We start from the raw sequence: 23,443 nt of genomic DNA, 5'->3' as shown, positions 1-23,443 counted from the left end.
ATGGGACAACAACCGGACAATCAGGCTGCCACAATAACCGGAAGCGGATACGACGCCTGGTTAAGCTATCCGAAGCTGCCGCAAGGCAATCTATATAAGCAATATGTGAAATGGTGCAGAGCAGCCGTATCCGTGACGGAAGAGCAGGATACGGTGCAAGCGGCGCTGCGTGAATGGCAGAGAGGAATTACCTCGATGCTGGACATTGAGTCGGAGTCTGGGGCTGAACCGGCTGCGGATGGATTCACCGTAGCGTTCGGTACCTTCCATGGCGGCAATCCACTGATCGAAGCTATATTTGATGAAGCGGCTATACAGGCGGTAGGACCGGAAGGGTTCGCAGTCCGCACCAGCCTGACCCATAAATGCATTGCCGTAGGGGCATCATCTCCGGCAGGTGTACTGTATGGTGTCTTCCACCTCCTGCGCCTGATTGGAAGCCAGAAGGAGATTGAGCGTCTGGATGAAACGGTGAATCCGGTGAACGCGCTGCGCATGATCAACCATTGGGATAATTTCGACGGTAGTGTAGAACGGGGCTATTCGGGCAGATCCTTCCTCTATGAGAATAACCGGTTCACGGATGATCTGGACAGAATTACCGATTACGCGCGGCTGATGTCTACCGCAGGCATTAATGCCATTGCGATCAATAACGTGAACGTTCATGCGCTGGAAACATTGTTTATCTCCACCTACCTGCCTGATGTTGCCCGGATCGCTGATGTATTCCGTATTTATGGCATCCGCCTGTTCCTGAGCGTGAACTTCGCCGGTCCGATGCATGAAGGTGAAGTGGGAACCGCAGATCCGCTGGACGCCGGAGTCCGGGAGTGGTGGAAGAAGAAAGCGGCTGAAATCTATGCGGTGGTTCCCGATTTCGGCGGATTCGTGGTCAAGGCCGATTCAGAGAACCGGCCAGGCCCGTTCACGTACGGGCGGGATCATGCCGATGGCGCGAATATGCTGGCGGAGGCGCTGGAGCCGTTCGGCGGCATCGTCATCTGGCGCTGCTTCGTGTACAACTGCAAGCAGGATTGGCGTGACCGCAAGACAGACCGGGCGAGAGCAGCCTACGATCATTTCAAACCGCTTGACGGCAAGTTCCACGATAACGTAATTCTGCAGATCAAGAACGGCCCGATGGATTTCCAGGTCAGAGAGCCGGTATCTCCGCTGTTCGGGGCGCTTGAACAGACGAATCAGGTGATAGAATTTCAGATTGCCCAGGAGTATACCGGACAGCAGCGTCATGTCTGTTACCTGGTTCCCCAATGGAAAGAGATTATGGAATTTGATACGCTGGCCAAAGGCGGAGCGGCTCCGGTGAAGCATATCGTCGACGGCTCGCTATGGGGCAACCGTTTCAGCGGTGTGGCCGCGGTGTCTAATGTGGGTAATGACCTGAACTGGACCGGACATCTGCTGGCCCAGGCGAATCTCTACGGATTCGGGCGTCTGGCCTGGAACCCGGAGCTGAGCGCGGAAGAAATTGCCGCGGAGTGGATTTCCTTGACGTTCGGAACAGATGCAGCGGTTGCCGGCGTGATCAGCCGGATTTTACTGGATTCCTGGGAGATTTACGAATCCTATACGGCACCGCTTGGCGTGGGCTGGATGATTAATCCCGAGCATCACTATGGACCTAATGTTGACGGCTATGAATATTCACAATGGGGCACCTACCATTATGCCGATCATCAGGGAATCGGTGTAGACCGGACTGTGGCCACAGGCACCGGCTACAGCGCCCAGTACATGGGCAGCAATGCGCAGCGCTATGATTCGCTTGAAGAATGTCCGGATGAACTGCTGCTGTTCTTCCATCATGTGCCGTATACCCATGTGCTGAATTCCGGCAAAACCGTGATTCAGCATATCTACGACACCCATTTTGCAGGTGCGGAACGTGCTGATGGGCTGCTGGCAGCCTGGAGCGGATTGAAGGGCAGTATCGCAGAAGGACTGTATGCGCAGGTGGAGGAACGTCTGCGGGGACAGGCTGCGCATTCCAAGGAGTGGCGTGATCAGATCAATACTTACTTTTACCGCAAGAGCGGCATAGAAGATTCCGGAGCACGCAAGATCTATTGAGGGTTGATAAGGGACTATTAGGAGGGGGCAGGATCATGACGCTCACTTTCAGACAGGTTATTGAACATTTAACAGCAGGAATCCGCAAACCGGATGGAACGGTAGACAGGCTGGAGCCTGGTGCTCCGGAGTCAGAAGTGCAGGGGATTGTGACCGCCTTCGGCGCTTCGCAACATGTAATTGAGCAGGCGGCCTTGCTTGGCGCCAATCTGATCATTACACATGAAGGGGTTTTTTATAGCCATCAGGATAACCGGGATGGGCTGGAGAATGATCCTGTATACCTGCAGAAATCTTCACTGATTGCCAGCACCGGTGTAGGCATTTACCGCTTCCATGACTATGTGCACCGCTATACACCGGACGGGATCACGGAAGGGCTGCTGCGGGAGCTGGAATGGGAGCCGTATGTTGAACGGCATCTGCCCCATGTGTCGATTCTCTCCATTCCTTCTGCGACAGTTTCAGAGATTGCCGGATATTTGAAGCGGCAGCTGCATATCCCCTATGTCCGTGCAGCAGGTGATTTATCCGCTGCATGCAGCAGAGTGGGAGTGCTGGTTGGCTACAGAGGCGGCAGTGCAGCCGCCATTCCCTTATTTGAGCAGGAGTCACTGGATCTGGTCATCGCCGGTGAGGGCCCGGAGTGGGAGACGCCGGAATATATCCGGGATGCCGTCCGGCAGGGCCGAAGCCGGGCATTAATTATGCTTGGCCATGCGGAGAGTGAAGCACCGGGGATGAAGCTGCTGGCGCAGCGGCTGACCCTGCAGTTTCCGGAATTGCCGGTGCATTACATTCAAGACCAGCCGGTATTTCAAATTGTATAATTAGCGCAACCTCTTTGAAGGTATGAAGACCCGGGGACAATGACTGTCCCTTCAGGTCTTCTCATATTGCGGTTTGCCCCCTGTACTCAACTATCATATAGTGGAATTCTATATGAGGTAAGGGAGCGCAGAAGATGAACCACCAGCAACCGGGGTTCAGCAGACATTCTAATCTTGCTTAAAACAAACTGGATAGCCAATTTCACGACAGGAGGATAGAATCAGGATTATTCTATTCTCCTTTTGCGTTTTTAACCATTGATTCCGCATTTTGAATATTGTTTGTATACAAGATTCAGCTTACATTGTAGAGGCATCAAGCCATCAACTACACCTATAACGGAGGTCGTACCAGTGATGAATTCATCCAGATCGAAAAAGCTGCATAAACCGCTTATCGTTTTGTTAGCTCTCACATTGCTTGCTGCAGGCTGCAGCAGCTCCAAAAAGGCTAATTATGAAAGCGCTTCTGAGACTCCTGCCGGAAATGCCCCGGCTTCCAATGAAGCGGGTGCAGCTTTCACTTATCCGATGACGGGCGGCATAGAGCTGACTTATATGAATGAACAGCTGGGAGGTGCGCCGGAACGGCTGCCGGTTGATGACGAATATGAGAAGCGGACAGGAATCGCAATCAAACAGCTGGGCGGAACACCGATGACCGATCAGAAGTTCAGTCTGCTGCTGGCCTCGGGCGAGCTGCCGGATATATTCCTCAATACCTGGCTGCAATATCCGGGTGGTCCTGATAAAGCCGTCGAGCAGGGATATATTCTGAAGCTCAATGACCTGATTGACCAATATGCGCCTAACCTGAAGAAAACGCTCCAGGAGAATCCGGATATCGACAAAATGATCAAAACCGATGACGGTACGTATTATGCTTTCCCGTTCATCCGCTCGGAGATTGGACGGGTCTACGGCGGGCCGATTATCCGTAAGGATTGGCTCGATGAGCTGAATCTCGGCATCCCGGAAACGATTGAGGAGTGGCATACTGTGCTGACTGCTTTTAAAGACAAGAAAAATGCAGCCTCACCCGTAACCTTCCGTACGATGTTCCTGGGAGAGCGGACTGGAGGGTTCGCCGGAGCGTTCGGTGTGATGGGTAACTTCTACGTTAACGACGGCAAAGTAGTCTATGGCTATCTGGAGCCTGGCTACAAGGACTACCTCAATACCATGAGCCGGTGGTACAAAGAAGGGCTGATTGACAAGGATTTCGCTTCGATTGACGGCGCTACCGTTGACAAGAAAATGACCTCTAATGTAAGCGGAGCAACGATCGGCTGGCAGTACTATATTGAGAAATATAACTCAGCCGTACAGGAATCGGACCCGGAAGCCGACTTCGTGGCCGCTCCATACCCGTCTGCGTTCAAAGGCGGACTTCCGGAGTTCGGCCAGCTGGATAATGCGTACGCGGGGACAAGCTCGGCGGCCATCTCTGCCACAACCAAAAATGTCGAAGCCGCTATGCGCTGGCTGGATTATGCTTTTACCGAAGAAGGCAGCATGCTGAATACCTATGGGGTTGAAGGGACTACCTATACGCTGGAAGACGGCAAGCCCGTCTATACCGATCTTGTGGTTAAGAATCCCGAAGGCCTCGGCAGCGATCAGGTTATGTCCAAATATTCGCACGGCACCAACTTCCCGATGATTCAGCAGGACAACAATCTGCCGGCGAAATATCCGGCAACGACCGAATCCATCGGCATCTGGAAACAGACCAATCATGAGAGCCACCTGCTGCCACCGGTAACGCCAACCGCCGAAGAAGCGGACGAAATGAGCAGCATTATGAATGACATCAACGCTTTTGTAAAAGAGACCGAGCTCAAGATCATCCTGGGCACCGATTCCGTAGACAATTACGATAAATATGTGCAGCAGATGAGGGACCTGGGCATCGGGCGTGCGCTGGAAATTCAACAAGCGGCCTATGAACGTTACCTGAACCGTTAGATAATACTCATATTTCCCGGCTTATACTAACAAACCTTTAGGAGGAATTATCCATGAGTCTAAAAAAGAAACTCAGCAATGGCTGGCAGTTCAGCAAGCAGCCGCTTCATTCGGAGCTTGCCAAGGTGGCCGCAGATGCGGACTGGATGCCGGTTACGCTGCCGCATGATTGGCTGATCTATGATACCCGCAATCTCTACGGGAACGGGGATGGCTGGTACCGCACCTGCCTCCGGTTCGATGAAGTGCCGGCGGATGAGCTTGTGTCCCTGCGTTTCGAGGGAGTGTATATGAACTCGACGCTATATGTGAACGGACAGGTAGCGGGAGAGTGGAAATACGGATATTCCACCTTTGAATTCGATATCACCCCGTACCTGATAGCGGGAGACAATGAAGTCTATATGCGTGTGATCCACGAATCGCCTAATTCCCGCTGGTACTCCGGCGCCGGAATTTACCGGCCGGTCTGGCTGAAGACGGCGCCGAAGACGCATATCGCCGCTGACGGGATCTATATTGCGGCCAGAGCAGCGGATGGTGAGGCCTGGACTGTAGACGTGGATGTTGAGCTGCATATCGCTGAAGCTGCGGCGGCGGGCACGAAGCTGAAGCTGCGGCATAGTATTCTGGATGCGCAAGGAACGGTAATTGCCGCAGGAACCTCTGAGGTACCTGCGCTTCAGGGCGGTTTAACCGTACATACCCACAGCCGTCTGACTGTTGACCAGCCTCTGCTATGGGATATTACCAGTCCCCATCTCTACACACTGCAATCAGAACTGCTGGCAGACGATGAGGTTATTGAAGTGGAGAAGGAGCGCTTCGGCTTCCGGACGATGGAGCTGGACAGCGACAAGGGCTTCTTCCTCAACGGCCGTCATGTCAAAATATACGGAGTCTGCCAGCATCACGACCTTGGCGCTCTGGGCGCTGCTGTGAACAAGGCGGCGCTGCGCCGCCAGTTCGTCCTGCTGCAGGAAATGGGCGTCAATGCGATCCGTACCGCGCATAATATGCCCGCTGTGGAGCTTATGGAGCTGGCCGATGAAATGGGGCTGCTGATCGTGTCGGAAGCCTTCGACATGTGGGAGCGCAGCAAGACGCCTTATGACTATGCCCGGTTCTACCCGGAGTGGTGGAAGCGCGATATCGCCAGCTGGGTGCGGCGTGACCGCAACCGTCCAAGCCTGCTGATGTGGAGCATCGGCAACGAGATTTACGATACCCACGCTGACAGCCGCGGCCAGGAGCTTACCCGGGAGCTGCAGGAGGAAGTGCTGGTTCATGACCCGAGGGGCAATGCGTTCGTTACCATCGGCTCAAATTATATGCCTTGGGAGAATGCGCAGAAATGCGCTGATATCGTCAAGGTGGCAGGCTACAACTATGCGGAGAAATATTATGAGCAGCATCACCGGGAGCATCCGGACTGGATAATCTACGGCAGTGAGACCTGCTCGACAGTGCAGAGCCGGGGAGTCTATCATTTCCCGCTGGCTCAATCTGTTCTGGCCGATGATGATCAGCAGTGCTCTTCTCTAGGGAACAGTTCTACCAGCTGGGGCGCCAAAAGCACGGAGGCCTGCATCACCGCAGACCGGGATGCTTCCTTCTCGCTGGGGCAGTTTCTCTGGACGGGCTTTGACTATATCGGGGAGCCTACTCCTTATCACACTAAGAACTCTTACTTCGGACAGCTGGATACCGCCGGTTTCCCTAAGGATTCCTATTATATCTATCAGGCGGAATGGACAGATTACCGTACTCATCCGATGATTCATATATTCCCATATTGGGATTTCTCGCAGGGCCAGCTGATTGATGTGCGGGTCTGCTCGAATGCTCCGCGCATCGAGCTGTTCTTGAATGAAGTCTCGCAGGGCAGCGTGGATATCGATCATGTCCACGGACATAAGCTACTTGGAGAATGGCAGCTGCCCTACGCGGACGGTGTCCTGCGTGCAGCTGCTTATGATGAGCAGGGGAATGTAATTGCGGAGGATCAGATTTCCTCCTTCGGGGATGCAGCTTCGCTGGTGTTAACTCCTGACAAGCAGGAGATTGCCGCAGACGGTACGGACCTTATCTTCGTAACGGTCAGCACGCTGGATCAGTCGGGGCGTCCGGTAGCGAATGCCAATAACCGGGTTCACCTCAGTATTGAAGGTCCCGGACGACTGATCGGTCTGGATAACGGGGACAGCACGGACTATGATTCCTACAAAGGCGTAAGCCGCCGTCTGTTCAGCGGTAAGCTGCTGGCAGTGATTGCCGGCACACTGGAGGCCGGAACCATCACCCTGCGTGTGGCTTCTGCGGATCTGGCTTCTGCTGAGCTTAAACTGCAAGCGGTGCTTCCTGCACCGGGAACGATCGCCGAAGATGAGCTGTATCTGTATGCGCATAATCCGCTGGAGGCGGATGCGTCCCCCGGTAATCCGGAGAGCAGCAAGGAAGGGGGAATCCCTGTCCGCAAGCTGGAGCTTATCTGCCCTGAGGGTAATATTCTGACGCCGGAGCGTCCGTCGCTTCCTGTCCGTGTGAAGCTTCATCCGCAGGGTGCCGCCTGGCAGGATGTCGAGTGGCGGATTACGAACGCCGCTGGCATTGATGCCAATATCGCCACCATCGAGACCAGCGGCCATGAAGCGGTAATCACGGCCTTGGGTGACGGGGATGTATACATCCGCTGCGGGACAGCCAACGGTGCTGACGGGATTCGCCTCTATTCACAAATGGAATTCAAGCTCACGGGTCTTGGCCAGGCTTATCTGAATCCGTATGAGTTTGTCTCTTCCGGATTCCACAGCAGCCACAGCCGGAATCTGACCAACGGCAATGAACGCGGTGTTGCCACAGCCCGGGAAGGGGAGAGCCGGATATGCTTCGAACGGATCGACTTCGGGGAAGATGGAGCCGATGAGATTGTTCTGCCAATCTTCTCGCTGGATGATCAGGAATTCCCGATAGAAATATGGGAAGGTGTTCCCGGGGAGAACGGTGCCGAACTGCTCACCACAGTGACTTACCAGAAGCCGTCCCGCTGGAACGTATATCAGGAGGAACGCTACACGCTGCCCAAACGGTTGACGGGCATCACTTCACTGTCCTTCGTCCTGCGGAAGAAGATTCATCTGAAGGGCTTCTCGTTTGTCCGCAGGCACAAGGCGTTCGAGCGTCTTGCTGCACTGGCCAACAGTGCGGTTTACGGGGATGCCTTCACAATAACAGAGGACGCCATTGAAGGGATCGGCAACAATGTCTCGCTTATATTTGCCGGGATGGACTTTGGCGGGGCGGAATGCTCAAGGGTAGTCATCTGCGGACGCTCAGCGCTTGCGAACAATACAATGCAGATTCTGTTCAGCGGTCCTGCCGGTGAATCCAAGCAGCTGATTGAATTTGCCGGAAGCGCCAGCTACACGGAGCGTGAATTCACTCTGGAGCCGCCGGTAAGCGGCAGCCAGACCGTCACATTCCTGTTCCTGCCGGGCAGCCGGTTTGACTTCAAGTGGTTCCAGTTTCTGCCGTCCGTATAGCAATCAGGGATATCCCAAACAGCCACCATCTGGCGTTTGAGATATCCCTTTTTGTTTGTAGCGGCGGGTGCGAAGAACAAGCCTTGAAACTTCTTATCAGCTGCCATATACACGCCCGTCATCGCCGGGCTCACTAATCCGTACCTCAATAAGCTTCATGTCGCTGAAAGCTCTGATCGCATGCCGTTCCCCACGGGTCATTGTAAATATCCCGCCAGCCGATGCAGCGGCAGCGGCTCCGTTCACCGCGACCTCTCCGTGGCCGGACACAATCATCCATGTTTTGGCAGCATGCTGACCGTCCATTTCCGGTATGCCGTGTTCCGGCAGCAGTGTCAACATTATTGTAAGTACCAGGCTGGTGCCGTTTGCCGTCCGGTCCAGGACGGTATAGCTGCCCCAGCCGGTCTCACCATACATCGGCGCCTTAACGGAATGCTCTTGCAGGATGTCCTTGATAGTATTTGCATCCTTCTTGGCCGCGATCAGGATACCTTCGGGACTACCTATGGCGACTATGCCGGGGACACCGATTACATGCAGGGGAACATTCAGTTCATTGACAACATGGGTGTCCCGGCAGTCTCCCCATAGGCCTCCTTCTCCAATCACCGGTGAGTGCAGCCGGGCAGTCAGCGTATCCCAGCTTCCCAGATCGGACCACTCCCCTTCATGCCGTACAACGGCAGCCTTGGAGCTGCGCTCCGCCACTTCCTTGTCAAAGCTGCGGACGGGGAGTCCGGGATATTGCGCAACAAATGCCGTTTGATCAGTGGGCAAGCCTATTTTCTGCAGATGTGCCAGCAGGAAGCTAAGCCGGAACGCGAATATCCCGCAGTTCCATAAAGCATGTTCCTGCATCAGCTCCCGGGCTTTGGCTATGTCCGGCTTCTCTGCAAAAGAAAGTACCCGGGCATATGCCTCCCGGCCCCCTTGCGCCGGGACAATATAGCCGTATTGATCCGAAGGATAGGCAGGTTTAGTTCCAAGCAGGAGGAGCTCTGCCTGTGAGGATGCCAGGATATCCGGAAATTGATGAAACAGCCGGAAGAAGTCTTCGTCCGCATACATATCAGCCGGAGCGACGCAGATGATATCCTCCGGTTTAGCCTTTCCTGTGGAGTGCAGATGCAGGGCACCTGACGCGGCTGCTGTAAATGTGCCGCGTTTATAAGGCTCCCCGATTACCGGATATTTGTTTCCGGTATACCGGCGGGTGATGGCCAGCTGCTCCTGATGCGCAACGAACAATACGGATCCGTCCAGTCCGGCATGAGCGAGCTGACGGCATACCCGTCCGATCATGGACTCTGTGCCTCCGTCCGGTGCAGGGAGCAGCTGGAGGAACATTTTGGACCGGATGCTGCCGGATAGAGGCCAGAGGCGCTGGCCGGAGCCACCGCATAGAAGAATAGTATGCAAGGCGTTCTGCCTCCTTAGGGCTTAGCCGGAGTGGAATACCCCTTGCGCTGATGGAAGGACAGCGAACGGTAGGTACGGGCGAGTCTTTGAATCCGTTCTTGTCCTAGTGCTGCAACCGGGGTGCTAAGGGATTTATTGTTGGCGTTTCTGAGCAGCACAGCGGCGCTGTTCCTGCTGTACACATAGTTGGCATAGGTTTCAAATTCAGAGAAGCCGAACTGTCTTTTTTTGTTGATACTGCGGAGAATGGCAGCATGCCAGGGCATCCCGTGCCGGGCTTCAATGGTTCTTTTGAGACTGGCCAGCTTCGCGGACTCGAACAGCATATAGTGTGTAACAAAAGACTTAGGGGAGGGAGCGGCGGCGCCGAGCAGCTTCCGGTAGGTGCGGAAATATTCCGGTTGGCTCCAGTTGCGGCAATAAAAGATGCTTTTCCCGCCGGAACGGAAACGATGGGGACGAATCAGCACTGTATCCGCATCAACCACCAGGAAAAATTTCTCGCGGCAAATATGATCACCGTTCATCTTAAGCAGCTGCTGGTACAGCCAGCCGGAACGGTTCCAGCGGGAAGAGGAGTAGCGGATAGCTTTTTTTGTGAACGGCAGAACGGTAGTTTCATCGACAAAGACACAATTTTTGCGGGAGCACAGCTTCCTGATCTTGCTGCTGTTCGGCGAGACAATATAAATATGGCTGATAGGGTGGCGGACGTAGCGGCGGAGACTGTCGATCACATGGGGGAGGGTAGCGAGATCTTTTTCAATAGCCGGGATCAGGACATCGATTGAAGGGCCGCTTTTTGTTACATTTTCCGAAGCATCTGACATGGTTTCATCTCCGTACCTATATTGACACTTGAGCGTCTGCATTAGTTTATGCCTGCGGATTAACGGTTGACAGGGCAATGATCATGCTGAAAGATAATCTTCCCGTAGGGGGCAAATGCTTTATTCCAATATGTTCTCTTCCGCATAGAATGCAGCGACTATGTAAATCAGGGGAGGATGAAGCCCTCATCCCGGACAGGAGAGTGCAAGCGTGCCAGTCAAGCCGGTTCTATCAGGAAAGAGTAAATGGTACAAGACCAAGCTGCTGCTTAGGAATAATACAATTAAGCCCTTCATCCCGGATACCCGGAGATTCACCAGACGCAATCTGGAGCAGATGATTCACAGCTACGGAATGATCTATGTTAAGCCGGAGCAGGGAACCTATGGCAACGGGGTTATCCGCGCTGAACGGGGAGAGCGGCAGGGGTATACGTATCAGTACGAGGAGACACTACGCCATTTCGATACGTTTGAGGCTTTTCATAACAGTCTCGCGAAGAAGATCGGCAGAAGGAGCTATCTGATTCAAAAAGGCATCCATCTGCTGAAGCATCACGGGCGCCGTTTCGATATCCGGGTGATGGTGCAGCTTAGCCCCAAGGGCGTCTGGGAAGCTACCGGGATCATTGGCCGCCTGGGGCATCCGCGCAAAATAGTGACCAATTACCACAGCGGCGGCAAACCGACCGCAGTGGAGCAATTGCTCTCAACTCATCTGTCGGCCGGGCAGCTTGTGCAGCTGAAAGGAGAGCTGAACCGGCTGGGTACACGCATCGCGGCTCAACTGCAGAAGACCTATCCGCGCCACCGGCAGTTCGGTGTAGATGTCGGTCTCGACCGGAGCTTGAAGCCGTGGATTATTGAAGTGAACATGAATCCTGACCCTTATATTTTTAATCAGCTCAAGGATAAGTCGATCTACCGCAGAGTCATGAGATACCGGAATTTCGGGTTGAAACTATAAGTAAGCATACCAAAAGAAGGCCTGCCAACCCGCGCAAGGCCTTTCTTTGTGTAACGATTATTTACAGGCTCACGCTCTGCCAGCAGGAAGCAATCAGACCTTCGATCACCTCATCGCTGATGGTCAGATAATGGTTCAATGCGCTTTTGACAACATAGACGATGGAGCCGTAATGCATCTGCACCATGAATTTGGGGTCCATATCGGCGAACAGCTTCTGCTGGACGGCTTCGGCGTAGAGCTTCTCCAGCGGGTGGCACCAGCCGCCCTCATAGACAGCTTGCTTAACTTCATCTTTAATATAGGGCGAGAACGAATACTGCTCAATAAATTGGAAGCCCTGCGGATACTCCAGTGACAGAGTAATCAGATTCCTCCAGGCCCGCTCCAGGCGGTTGCGTATGGGCTCATCGGTATAGATACCATCAAGCACTTTATGCCCGTTAAAAGTAACGATCCCCTTATACAGTTCATTAATAATGTCTTCTTTACTCTCAAAATAATGATAAATACTTCCGGTAGAGATCCCGGATTTCTTGGCAATCAGCGACATGGAAGTCGCCTGCAGCTCCTTCTCAATAATCAGACCAAGCGTCGTTTCCAGGACGGCCTGCTGAACCTTGTTATAGTTATCAAACATAAACCCGCCTCCAATCGAACATTCATTCTAATGTAAGGCAAGAGGTTACGGCTTGTCAAGGCATGTAGGGGGACGGCAGTACGGCTGCGTTTTAGCGGTTATTCTGTGCCATGGTCTCCAGATACTCTTCAATTGGCACGGAATTACGCAGCGCCATTAAGCTGTTCCCCGCAGCGCCGATCACCGTCCGGAATTTGCTGTTTACCCCGGTGGCCAGGTCTGCTATCGCATCTACAATTTCTTGCGGATCATCCAGTTGACTGTTATCACGGTTCCCCATAAGCGCACTCAGTTTATCCATCATCTCATCGTACACCGTAATCTTCTCATCTCTGTTCCAGATAATATTATTCGTGAAGTTATTGCCGGAAGAACCGCCTTGCTCGATAAGTCTCAGCTCAATATTCAGCGGCTTCAGCTCGTAGTACAGACCTTCCGTTAATCCTTCCAGCGCGAATTTGGACATATTATAGAGGGAGCCGAGCGGTACAGCGGTTGTCACGCCCATGAAAGAGCTGATGTTAATGAACATGCCTCCGCCATTCTGCCGGAAGTGCGGCAGGAACGCCCGGATCACATTGATCGGCCCGCGGGTATTGACGGCGAATTGCCAATCGATATCCTTCTCAGCAGCCAGCTCAAGCGGTCCATAGGTGCCCATTCCGGCATTATTGACGACAACATCTATTTTGCCAAAAGCCTCGATCGCCGCATCAACTGCGGTTCTCACCTGGTCAAGATCCGTAACATCCAGCTTGAACAGTCTGATATTCCCGTACTGGCGCAGCTCCTGCTCATTCTCCGGTGTACGCAGGGTGGCGGCAACATTCCAGCCCATTTTGGCAAAATGAATCGCCGTAAGCTTACCGAGCCCCGAACTGGTGCCTGTAATGAAAATCGTTTGAGCTGCTGTATTAGTAGACATAAATAATACCTCCCGGGTTATTAGATCGAACGATCATTCTAGTGTGCGATAAAAAAATATGCCGTCCATTAGAATGATCATTCTAGGGACATTATTATCCTTCCGGTGAGGATTGTCAAGGGCAAGTATACATGCTGTTTGTTTGGATTCCGTTTAAATTGAGTTTACATTCCCTAAGTACATTAGGTCTGTAGCCGTGAGATTGGCAATTCCAAAGGAGGAGAGGCCTGGTCTGCTTCGATGTCCAGATAGTTAAAAGATGTCCATTTAGTTAGAATATTGACAGTTAGAAGTCTATACATTATGCTTGGCATATTGCTTAGAATTCTATCTAAAATGACAAGGGGACACGAAGATGACCGAACCCATTTTGCATACACCGTATTCAGATTTGATCCGTGAGATTGGACTCAAGCTTAAGAGCTCTGCTGATACCCGGCTGAACGAGCTGGGACTGAATTCTGCGCAAGGCCGGATGATCGGATATATCTATGAGAATCAGGACAAAGGCGTAATCCAGAAGGATCTGGCGGAGCAGTTCAAACGGCGCGGGGCCAGTATCACCAGCATGCTCCAGGGCCTGGAGAAGAAAGGCTATATCGCGCGCGTCACTGATGAGAAGGATGAGCGGCAGAAGAAGCTGACCGTATTGGAGAAGGGAGTTGTCCTGGTGGAGGAGTTCAACCTGATGTTCTCGGATGTCGAAGCCGGCATTACCCTGCAGCTCAGCAAGGAGGAGGCAGCCACATTATTGTTGCTGCTGTCCAAAGTTAATCAAAGCCTGTAATGAATTTGATCATGAGGGTACATGTACGGAGGAATGAATATGAAACAAGAATTGTCCAATCAATATTATCTGGAGTCCGCTCCAATGAAGAAGGCTATATTCCATTTGTCGGTTCCCATGATGATCGGAATGTCGGTCGGAACGGTCTACAATGTGATCAATGCGTATTTCATCGGTTTGCTGCATAATACGGGGATGCTGACGGCGATTACGCTGGGCTTGCCGATCTTTACCGTCCTGATGGCCTTCGGCAATGTATTCGGAGTGGGCGGCGGAACCTTCGTGACCCGGCTGGCCGGGGAGAAGGATACGGAGAAGGGCAAGCGGATCGCCGGTTATACCTTCTACGCAAGCATTATCGCCGGTATCGTTATCGCAATACTGGCTCTGCTGGCGATTAATCCGCTCACCCGGCTGCTTGGTGCGGATGCGGCAACCTTTGATTACACGAAGACCTATGCCCTGACGATGTTCGCCGGAGGTTTCGCAATTGTGCTTAACTTTGCGCTCGAACAGCTGGTCCGCGCGGAGGGGGCGTCGAAGGAGTCGATGTACGGCATTTTCATCAGCACGGCACTCAGCCTGATCTTTGACCCGCTGTTTATCTTGATTCTGGGCTGGCATGTGGCTGGAGCGGCGCTGGCGATGTGCCTGGCTAACCTCGGATCGGCACTCTATTATCTCTATTATCTGGAGAAACGGAGTCAGAATCTGAGGGGATTCCTGAAGCATTTCAGAATATCCCTGCAGGATAAGCTGGAGATCTATAAAGTCGGCATCTCGGAGCTGCTGCAATGCGCTTTTCTGATCGTGACCACACTGCTGCTTAATAACTATTCCATCCAGTATGGTGAGAATGTCGTAGCCGGGTTCGGGGTGGCGCTGAGAATTGTGCAGATTCCCGAGTTCCTGTCGATGGGGCTTTTCCTGGGCCTGATCCCGCTCTTCGCCTTTAACTATGCCAGCAGGAACAGCGCCAGACTTATGTCCGGTATTAAGTATTCTTTTGCCTATATCGCAAGCATTGCGGTAGTGTTTGTAAGTCTGGTCTATGTGTTTAGAGGACCTATCCTGCATTTGTTCTCCAGCGATAGCTCGGTGATCAGTATGGGAACTTACATCCTGGCAGCCATGCTCATTTCTGCGCTGTTCAATGGTTTTACCGGTCTATTCATGAGCATTTTCCAGGCTACGGGCCAAGGTGCACAGGCGGGGATTATGGCGGTTACGCAAGGCGTGCTCTATATTCCGGTGATTATCGTGCTGCATTATTTCTTCGGCCTGCATGGTGTGATCTGGTCCATGACCGTTACCGAGGTGACCACCAGTCTCCTGGGTGTGATCCTGTTCCTCGGCTTCAACCGGAAGCTGGGGAAATTGGGTAGTGTAGACGATCCGGAGGGTGTTGCTCCGGTGGCGTCGGTGTGACGTCTTGAAGCCTTGAAGCCCTGAAGTAAATTACTTAGATTTCTTTAAAAACCTTGAATCTATATAGGGTAAACTTAGAATCTGAATTGCTGCATGGACGAACTCCTTGCTCTGCAGGAGGCCGTCCATCAGCTGACCTTTATTCTTGAGTTTAGCTATATTCAAGGTTTTTTGTCGTTTAGGAAATTATACGATGTATTCAGGGGTCCCCCAAAAGTAGGCAATTAGAGGGAATGAGGTGTAAAAGTGCTCCTGATTCCGCTGGTAGTGGCGTGTAGAGGGAAATGAGGGGCAAAAGTGCTCCTGATTCTGCTGGTAGTGGCGTGTAGAGGGAAATGAGGGGCAAAAGTGCTCCTGATTCTGCTGGGAGTGGCGTGTAGAGGGAAATGAGGGGCAAAAGTGCTCCTGATTCCGGTGGAAGTGGGCGTGTAGAGGGAATGAGGTGTAAAAGTGCTCCTGATTCAGGTGGAAGTGGCCTTGTAGAGTGAATGAGGCGTAAAAGTGCTCCTGGTTCCGGTGAGAGTGGGCTTGTAGAGGAAATGAGGTGTAAAAGTGCTCCTGATTCCGGTGGTAGAGGGCGTGTAGAGGGAAATGAGGTGTAAAAGTGCTCCTGATTCCGGTGGTAGTGGGCTTGGAGAGGGAATGAGGTGTAAAAGTGCTCCTGATTCAGGTGGGAGTGGGGCAGCGGAGATAGAAAAATAGAGGGACAAATCCCACTAATTACGCCGAAAGTAGGCAGAATGAGGGAAATAGAGGGATAAATCCCATTAAAGACGCCAAAAGTAGGCGGGACGAGTGAAATTAGTGGGATAAATCCCTTTGATTCTGCTGGAAGTGGGCTAGTGAGTGGAACAAAGGGTTGTGCAGCATCCCTCAATACGCCTCATCATCGCCTGCACCTATAACACGCCGTCCGCACTCACCTCACCACTCGTGCTCGCCCCCGCATCCGCGCCGCCCCCGCATCCGCGCAGCTCCCGCATCCGCCCCCATACCCGCACCGGCACCCATCGCCCCCGCCCGCACCACCGCCAGTCACCCGCACCATACTTCACCCTGGTTACTTGCCGCCCGAATTCGCCCGCCCAACTCCGCATAGCTAAATCCCGCTGCTTTATAGTAAAATGAGATAAATTTAATCACGGAGGAGTTACTACTGTATGCTGGACGTCAATGAAATTCAGGCGCGGATTCCCCACCGTTATCCGTTTCTGCTGGTAGACCGGATCACTGAGCTTGATGAAGGCAAGCGGGCGGTCGGAATTAAGAATGTGAGTATAAACGAACCTATTTTTTAGGGATTTATATGTTTTGGGGTCCCCGCAAAGTACCTGAGTAATCATCAAAGCTAAACACCACTTTGTGGGGGGATCGTCCAAGGGCATTTCCCCAAATATCCTGTGATGCCTGGTGTATTGATCGTTGAGGCATTGGCCCAGGTAGGCGGTATAGCCATGTCCACACAGGGAGAGGGCGGAAGCACGACCCGGACTGCTCACGGGAATCGACAACTGCCGGTTTAAGCGTCAAGTGAAGCCGGGAGATCAGCTGCGCCTTGAATTTGAAGTCACCCGCGTCAAGGGGATGATTGTAAAAGGAACCGGAACCGCCACTGTAGAGGGTGAGCGGGTGTGTGAGGCAGAGATTATGTTTGCGTTCAGCGGGCAATAACTAGCGAAAAAGGTGGCAAGAGAAAGATCATGAGAAAAAGTATTGTATTTAAAACGGTTTCATGCTATTTTATAAACTATAAAAACGTTTTTATTGCAGAGGAACAATGATATGGGAAAGATAACAATCAAAGATGTGGCCAGAGAAGCAGGCGTCTCCATCTCCACGGTATCCAACGCTTTGAATGACGTGGATGTGCTCAACCCGGAGACCAAATCCCATGTGCTGAAGGTGGCCCAGCGCCTGAATTATGTTCCGAACCTGAACGGTAAGCTGCTGAAGTCCGGTACGACGAAGATGCTTGGTTTTTTCACCACAAGTGTGTCAGGTCCATACTTTTATAAGCTGGTAGAATCCATGGCCCGTCAGTGCGACCGCCTGGGTTATGGCTTGAATGTATTTGTTACCAAGGACAAACAAGTGGTCATGAGCAACATTCTCGGACGGCGCGTGGATGGTGTCATTATCTACGAGGAGCTTGGCATCGATGAGAAGGACATTGCCGCGATGAAGAAAGACAAGATTAAGGCGGTATTTCTGGACCGGGTGCTGGAGGACGAGGGTATGGGGAGCATCATTTTTGATTCTTTTGAGTCAGGCTATGAGGCTACAAAGTATTTAATCGGCCTGGGGCATAAGAAAATTGCCTACATCTCCGGCGTAGATACGATGTTCGACAGTGTGCAGCGTAAGGAAGGTTATCTGGCCGCACTCCGCCAATATCAGCTTCCGGTGGATGAGGATTATATTATTCAGGGTTATTTTGAGGAAGACAGTACTTATAATGCCGTGAAGGCCTTTATGCGCGTGCATCCGGAGAAACTGCCTGATGCCTTCCTGGCCGGTAATGATATCAGTGCAATCGGCTGTATTCAGGCGCTTAAGAGCTACGGTTATGAAGTGCCGGAGGATGTCAGTGTAATGGGCTTCGATGATATTGATATCGCTCCATACTACTCGCCGCCGCTCACGACAGTGAGGAATCAGATCGCAAGGCAGGGCATGCTGGCGATTGACCATCTGGTGCGCATGATTCAAGAGAAAGAGCAAGGTGCCGTACAGAAATTGCAGGGTGAACTTGTTGTAAGAGGCTCAAGCCATGTAAAGATGGACCGGAATGACCGCCCATAAAGAGCAGGAGTGGTCGTTTCCAGATATAAGCATCCATATGTTTTACAATATTAGGGTTCCTTCTGTTTCTTCTTCATCCGTTTTATAAAAAAATGCACAGCAGGGGGGCTTTTTTTTGCGCGGAAATAAAAACGTTTTTATTGATTTAAACATCTGATTTCTTGATTTGGAGGGGAGAAGAACGTGAATAAAACAGCTGTAGTACCGTCAACTTCAATGCCGCCGAACGCCAAGAAGCCTATGGGGCAGCGGATCAAAGATTTTGTAATCGATTACAAAAGGCAGTGGGAGATTCAGTCCATGATTTTGCCGGGCATTATTTTTATGATTATTTTCTGCTACATACCGATTTACGGTCTGACGATTGCCTTCAAGAACTACACGGTCATAGACACACTATCTTCCGCACCCTGGGTGGGGCTGGATAACTTCAAGATTATTCTGTCTGACGAATACTTCTGGGATGCGGTCGTGAACACGCTGGGCATCAGCTTCCTGAAGCTTGGGATCGGGTTTATCATTCCGATTATTCTCGCCATTATGATTTACGAGCTGAACATGGGGCGCTTCAAAAAATTCGTCCAGACCATCTCCTACCTGCCGCATTTTCTGTCATGGATCGTACTCGGCGGGATGCTGATCACCTGGTTCTCCACCTCAGGCTTGTTCAATGAGCTGCTGCTGAATCTCGGGCTGATTTCGAAGCCGTCCAACATTCTGCTGGATTCCGGCAAGTACTGGTGGATTGCTACTTTGTCCGATATCTGGAAAGAAGCCGGATGGGGCACGATTCTGTATCTGGCCATTATGTCAAAAATAGATCCGACCTACTATGAGGCGGCCAAAATAGATGGAGCCAGCCGGCTCCGGCAAATCTGGAATATTACCCTTCCGAACATGAAGTCGATTATCAGCCTGAATCTGATTCTGACTGTAAGCGGTTTACTCGGCTCCAATCTGGATCAGACGCTGGTCCTCATGAACTCTCAGAACAGGGCCAGAGCGGAGGTCATCAATTCGTATGTATACCGCATGGGGATGACGCAAGGTGACTTCTCTTATGCTACTGCCGTCGGTTTAGGTGTCTCCATCGTATCGGTGATTCTGCTGGTTACGGCTAACAAAATCACCAGTAAGTTAAATGATAATCAATCCGTGTTATAAAAGGAGGCATTTGCTGTGAACCGAAAGGTGGTTAAAGAAGATATCGACAGCCGGATCTTTGACGCGGTCAATATGGTTCTGCTGATAATCTTCATGGTTATTATTCTCGTTCCCTTATGGAATGTAATTATTTCATCCTTAAGCTCAGGCAAGGCGCTTGCCGAGGGCGGATTTATTTTCTGGTCCAAAGAGTTCTCGCTCGAAAATTACCGCGCGGTATTCAATGACAGCAGCATCGGGCAGTCTTTCCTGGTCTCCATCTCCAAAACCTTCGTCGGGGTCTTCACCCATGTGTTCTTCTGCGCAATGATCGGCTACGGTCTCAGCAAAAGATACATCCGCGGCCGCAAGCTTTATGTGGCGATGGGCGTCATTACGATGTTTTTCTCCGGCGGGATGATTCCGACCTACCTGCTGATTAAATCGCTCGGACTCCTGAACAGCTTTTGGGTATACATCATACCCGCATTATTCAGCTATTACGACGTTGTCATTCTGATGAACTTTTTCCGGAATGTCCCGGATTCGCTTGAAGAGTCGGCCAAAATCGACGGCGCAGGCGACTGGCATATTTTCCTGAAAATCTTCATCCCGCTCTCCATGCCTGCTATGGCGACAATCGCCCTGTTCAACGGGGTGGGGCAATGGAACGACTTCATGACAACCAAACTATATATCACCAACCAGGCGCTCTACCCGCTGCAGATGAAGCTGTATGAGATTATCGTGCAGTCGCAGACCCAGTCGATGCAGAACATCGGGGGCTCCGCCGTGATTGAAACCACCACCAAAGGGGTTCAGCTAGCAACAATTGTCATTACCACCCTGCCGATTGTTGTGATGTATCCAGTGCTTCAAAGGTACTTTATCTCCGGCATGATGATGGGGGCGGTCAAAGAGTAGAGAAGAGGGGGCGTATTTTTTCAAAACCGGTTTCTAAATCATAAATTGGGAGGCTTATCAATGATTAAGATGAATAAAGTCCTGGGGAAAAAAGGTGTTAAGCTCGCGCTGCTGCTGATGACAGCAATGCTGGTTGTGGCAGGCTGCAGCTCAAACGGCGGTTCGAAGAAAGGCAGCGATGTCTCGATTGAAGACCGTTACACGGTGGATCCGGAAACCCCGGCCTGGCAGCTGGATAAGAAATCGGAGTCCACTGAATTGACCTGGTATGTGAACGCGGACTGGTGGAATACAGATTTCGGCAAGGATGTGGTGACCAAGAAGATCAAAGAGGATCTGAACATCGACATCAAGTTCATTACCGGGGACGACACCAAGCTGAATACGTTCTTCGCGGGCGGCGATATGCCGGATCTGCTGACGATCTTCGACTCGAACTCTCCGGTGGTGCAGAAAGCCGCTACCTGGGCGCTCCCGCTGAATGATCTGGCCGAGAAATATGATCCATACTTCAACAAGGTCGCTGCGGCCGACACGCTGAACTGGTTCCAACTGAAAGACGGCAAAACCTACGGCTATCCTAACTATTCTAATACACAGGCTGATTATGACAGCGGCAACATTCCGGCCAAAACGGCTTTTGTTATCCGTAAGGATGTCTATGAAGCACTGGGCAGTCCATCCTTCGGGACCCCGGAGGAATTCAAGAGTGTTATGAACCAGATCAAAACACAGTTTCCTGATATGATTCCCTTCGGCTTCAACTCCATTGGGGAAGGCACCGGCTCGCTCGGGGATGTGCTGCAGGATTTCATCGGCGTTCCACTGGAAACCGAAGACGGTAAGTTCTACAACCGCAATCTGGATGAGGATTATCTGACCTGGCTGCGGACGCTGAATGCCGTATACAGAGACGGGGCGATCAGTGATGACAGCTTCGCCGATGACGGTACAGGCTTTGAGGAAAAAGTGAAATCCGGTAAATATGCCACGATGCTGCTCGACGGTACTCCTCAGCAGGGCGGCAATCTGCAGATCTTCATGAGCGCTAATCCGGGAAAAGAGTACATTGCCATCGATGGCCCGCAGAGCACAGTAGGACATCAGCCTACACTGAATCAGTCCGGGATTACCGGTTGGATGATCAGCTACATCACCAAGGACTGCAAGGACCCGGCCAAAGCGATTCAAATCTTCACGTACCTGCTGAGCGAAGAAGGCCAGAAGCTGATGAACTACGGTATTGAAGGCGAGACCTACAAGGCAAATAGCGACGGCACGGTTGAACTGCTGCCGGAAGTGAAGGATCTGCAGCTGAATAATGCGGATAAATTCAAGAAGGATTACCGGATGGGCGAATTCATGTTCTTCGGACATGACCGCCACAAAGCGCTGAGCAAGGATGCCTTCCCTGAATCGATCAAACAAATGCAGGAATGGGGCCAAGGCAAGCTGAAACCGCATTTCATTCTGGAGAACATCAATCCGGATCAGGGTACAGCCGAAGCCCGCGGCCTGACGGCGATTAACACCACCTGGAACACAACAATGGTAAGCATGATCCGTGCCAAGGATGATGCAGCCTTTGACAGTACCCTGGCTGATTATAAAGCCTTCCTGGACAAAAACAGCTGGGATAAAATCGTAGAGATCCGCAGTGAGAAAATGAAGGCCAACAAGGAAAAGCTGGGCATTAAATAAGCAAGGCGCAGGAAGGGGGCCCGCTTTGGGCCCTTTTGCATAAAAAGATGGAGGGATAACACATGCGTGATATTACTATGTATCAGTCCAACGGGGAAAACGAGTTGTTTGTAGAGCAGTCTGTTGCACAGCTGCCACAGCTTTCTGGTGACACGGTTACTGCCACAATAGAGATAGATGCCGGCCAAACGTATCAGGAGATAGATGGTTTCGGGGCCTCCTTCACGGACTCGGCCGCCTATCTGATTCATCAGGTGCTTGACGGGGAGCAGAGAACGGAACTAATGAGCAAGCTGTTTGATCCGCAGGACGGCATCGGCTTGTCCTTCCTGCGGAATCCGATGGGGGCATCGGATTATGCCAGAACGGTCTACAGTTATAATGATCTGCCTGAGAACGGGACCGATCCCGAATTGTCCGGATTCTCCATTGCCCATGATGAAGCGGATATTATTCCTTTATTGCAGCAGGCGCTGAAGCTTAATCCGGAAATCAAGCTGATGGCTTCGCCGTGGAGTGCACCGGGCTGGATGAAGACCAGCGGGTCGATGCTTACCGGTCAGCTGAAGCCGGAGCATTATCAGGTGTATGCGGATTATTTCGTCCGCTATATCCAGGCCTTCGCGGCTCATGGTCTGCCTACCTACGCCGTCACTGCGCAGAATGAGCCGCTCTATGAACCGCAGCACTATCCGGGCATGCTGATGCTGCCGGAGGAGCAGCTGGTGTTCATCCGCGACTATCTGAAGCCAAGCTTCATAAATCATGGGCTGGATACTAGAATCCTCTGCTACGATCACAACTGGGACCGGCCGGATTATCCGCTCACAGTTCTGGAGGAGGCCGCAGCTGAAGTGGATGGTGTAGCCTGGCACTGGTACGGCGGCGCACCGGCCGCGCAGTCAGAAGTGCTGGCGGCTTATCCCGGCAAAGAGGTACATTTCACCGAAGGCTCGGGCGGGGAATGGATTCCGCCGTTTGAGCAGGCGTTCTCCAATGTAATGCGCACAGGCATTGAGATTCTGCGCAATCACAGCAAATCGTTCGTGCTGTGGAATATGGCGCTGGATGAACAGAACGGCCCCACTGTTCCCGGCTTCGGCAAGAGCACCTGCCGTGGGGTTGTGACGGTCAACCAGCAGACCAGGGAGCTTACGTATACCTTGGATTATTACGCACTGGCACATTTCAGCAAAGTCATACGGCCCAAGGCGCTGCGCCTTGATTCTGCCGCGAGCAATGAGCTTGTGCGCTCCGTTGCCTTCCGCAACCCGGACGGATCGGTTGCGGCAGTCTTGTTCAACGACGGAGAAGCAGAAGAGACTGTAGCTGTGAAGCTACAGGGTGAAGAGGTGCTGACTTTCTCCATGGCACCGAAAAGCGCTGTTTCGTTGAAGGTGGACAGCAAATAGGGAGTAGGCCGGGGTTCTGCTTCGGCAA

17 protein-coding genes and 1 pseudogene are annotated in these 23,443 nt (G+C 52.1%); 13 read left to right on the top strand and 5 right to left on the bottom strand.

The genetic code is table 11. The features are described from left to right. The 4 genes from PBOR_RS24490 (at nucleotide 1) to PBOR_RS24475 (ending at nucleotide 8,434) form a co-directional block, all read left to right on the top strand. Nucleotides 1-2,094: an alpha-glucuronidase family glycosyl hydrolase gene (locus PBOR_RS24490; protein WP_042216216.1), complete on the top strand. Its 2,094-nt coding sequence runs from the start codon at nucleotides 1-3 to the stop codon at nucleotides 2,092-2,094. Nucleotides 2,095-2,129: 35 nt separating this feature from the next. Then, nucleotides 2,130-2,924, top strand: a complete 795-nt coding sequence (locus PBOR_RS24485; RefSeq protein WP_042216214.1) for a Nif3-like dinuclear metal center hexameric protein — start codon at nucleotides 2,130-2,132, stop codon at nucleotides 2,922-2,924. Between the two features lie 357 nt (nucleotides 2,925-3,281). Continuing rightward, nucleotides 3,282-4,892, top strand: a complete 1,611-nt coding sequence (locus tag PBOR_RS24480) for an extracellular solute-binding protein (protein ID WP_042216213.1) — start codon at nucleotides 3,282-3,284, stop codon at nucleotides 4,890-4,892. Nucleotides 4,893-4,945: 53 nt separating this feature from the next. Further along, a complete protein-coding gene (locus PBOR_RS24475) occupies nucleotides 4,946-8,434 on the top strand; it encodes a glycoside hydrolase family 2 TIM barrel-domain containing protein (RefSeq protein ID WP_042216210.1) in 3,489 nt (1,162 codons plus the stop codon). 96 nt (nucleotides 8,435-8,530) lie between these two features. Here the strand turns inward: PBOR_RS24475 and PBOR_RS24470 are convergent, their stop codons facing one another. Continuing rightward, nucleotides 8,531-9,856 (bottom strand): sugar phosphate nucleotidyltransferase, encoded by a 1,326-nt coding sequence (locus PBOR_RS24470; RefSeq protein WP_042216207.1) that lies wholly within the window; start codon nucleotides 9,854-9,856, stop codon nucleotides 8,531-8,533. Nucleotides 9,857-9,870: 14 nt separating this feature from the next. Then, on the bottom strand, nucleotides 9,871-10,686 hold the full coding sequence (locus tag PBOR_RS24465; RefSeq protein ID WP_042216206.1) for a DUF6492 family protein: 816 nt from the start codon (nucleotides 10,684-10,686) through the stop codon (nucleotides 9,871-9,873). 211 nt (nucleotides 10,687-10,897) lie between these two features. Here PBOR_RS24465 and PBOR_RS24460 point away from each other — a divergent pair, with 211 nt between their 5' ends. Further along, nucleotides 10,898-11,653, top strand: coding sequence for a YheC/YheD family protein (locus tag PBOR_RS24460; protein ID WP_042216204.1), 756 nt, complete (start codon nucleotides 10,898-10,900; stop codon nucleotides 11,651-11,653). Between the two features lie 61 nt (nucleotides 11,654-11,714). Here the strand turns inward: PBOR_RS24460 and PBOR_RS24455 are convergent, their stop codons facing one another. Both PBOR_RS24455 and PBOR_RS24450 read right to left on the bottom strand, forming a co-directional pair. Then, on the bottom strand, nucleotides 11,715-12,293 hold the full coding sequence (locus tag PBOR_RS24455; protein WP_042216202.1) for a TetR/AcrR family transcriptional regulator: 579 nt from the start codon (nucleotides 12,291-12,293) through the stop codon (nucleotides 11,715-11,717). A 91-nt stretch (nucleotides 12,294-12,384) separates the two neighbouring features. Next, nucleotides 12,385-13,218: an SDR family oxidoreductase gene (locus PBOR_RS24450; protein WP_042216200.1), complete on the bottom strand. Its 834-nt coding sequence runs from the start codon at nucleotides 13,216-13,218 to the stop codon at nucleotides 12,385-12,387. Nucleotides 13,219-13,573: 355 nt separating this feature from the next. Between PBOR_RS24450 and PBOR_RS24445 the strand changes: the two genes are divergently transcribed. Continuing rightward, nucleotides 13,574-14,005: a MarR family winged helix-turn-helix transcriptional regulator gene (locus PBOR_RS24445; protein WP_042216198.1), complete on the top strand. Its 432-nt coding sequence runs from the start codon at nucleotides 13,574-13,576 to the stop codon at nucleotides 14,003-14,005. A gap of 39 nt (nucleotides 14,006-14,044) precedes the next feature. Further along, nucleotides 14,045-15,433 carry an MATE family efflux transporter gene (locus tag PBOR_RS24440; RefSeq protein ID WP_042216197.1) on the top strand — a complete coding sequence of 463 codons (1,389 nt, stop codon included), beginning with the start codon at nucleotides 14,045-14,047 and terminating at the stop codon, nucleotides 15,431-15,433. 899 nt (nucleotides 15,434-16,332) lie between these two features. On the opposite strand, the gene PBOR_RS37105 is transcribed toward PBOR_RS24440, so the two are convergent. Then, entirely contained in the window at nucleotides 16,333-16,530 is a 198-nt protein-coding gene (locus PBOR_RS37105; RefSeq protein WP_157764116.1) for a hypothetical protein, read from the bottom strand. A gap of 63 nt (nucleotides 16,531-16,593) precedes the next feature. Between PBOR_RS37105 and fabZ the strand changes: the two are divergent. The 6 genes and pseudogenes from fabZ (at nucleotide 16,594) to PBOR_RS24410 (ending at nucleotide 23,415) form a co-directional block, all read left to right on the top strand. Beyond that, nucleotides 16,594-17,104 (top strand): annotated as a pseudogene (fabZ, locus tag PBOR_RS38155) (3-hydroxyacyl-ACP dehydratase FabZ). Between the two features lie 111 nt (nucleotides 17,105-17,215). Next, complete coding sequence (locus PBOR_RS24430) at nucleotides 17,216-18,235, top strand: LacI family DNA-binding transcriptional regulator (protein WP_042216195.1); 1,020 nt, start codon at nucleotides 17,216-17,218, stop codon at nucleotides 18,233-18,235. 183 nt (nucleotides 18,236-18,418) lie between these two features. Then, nucleotides 18,419-19,399, top strand: coding sequence for an ABC transporter permease (locus PBOR_RS24425; RefSeq protein WP_218918855.1), 981 nt, complete (start codon nucleotides 18,419-18,421; stop codon nucleotides 19,397-19,399). A 15-nt stretch (nucleotides 19,400-19,414) separates the two neighbouring features. Further along, the gene (locus PBOR_RS24420; RefSeq protein ID WP_042216193.1) at nucleotides 19,415-20,302 is read left to right on the top strand and encodes a carbohydrate ABC transporter permease; all 888 of its coding nucleotides are present in this window, start codon (nucleotides 19,415-19,417) and stop codon (nucleotides 20,300-20,302) included. A 60-nt stretch (nucleotides 20,303-20,362) separates the two neighbouring features. After that, the gene (locus PBOR_RS24415; protein WP_174479830.1) at nucleotides 20,363-22,003 is read left to right on the top strand and encodes a type 2 periplasmic-binding domain-containing protein; all 1,641 of its coding nucleotides are present in this window, start codon (nucleotides 20,363-20,365) and stop codon (nucleotides 22,001-22,003) included. Between the two features lie 62 nt (nucleotides 22,004-22,065). Continuing rightward, nucleotides 22,066-23,415: a glycoside hydrolase family 30 protein gene (locus tag PBOR_RS24410; RefSeq protein WP_042216191.1), complete on the top strand. Its 1,350-nt coding sequence runs from the start codon at nucleotides 22,066-22,068 to the stop codon at nucleotides 23,413-23,415. Nucleotides 23,416-23,443 lie beyond the last annotated feature (28 nt).

It is taken from the genome of Paenibacillus borealis, assembly GCF_000758665.1.
Lineage (GTDB): Bacteria > Bacillota > Bacilli > Paenibacillales > Paenibacillaceae > Paenibacillus_AQ > Paenibacillus_AQ borealis.
This window is presented reverse-complemented; position numbering and strand designations above follow the sequence as displayed.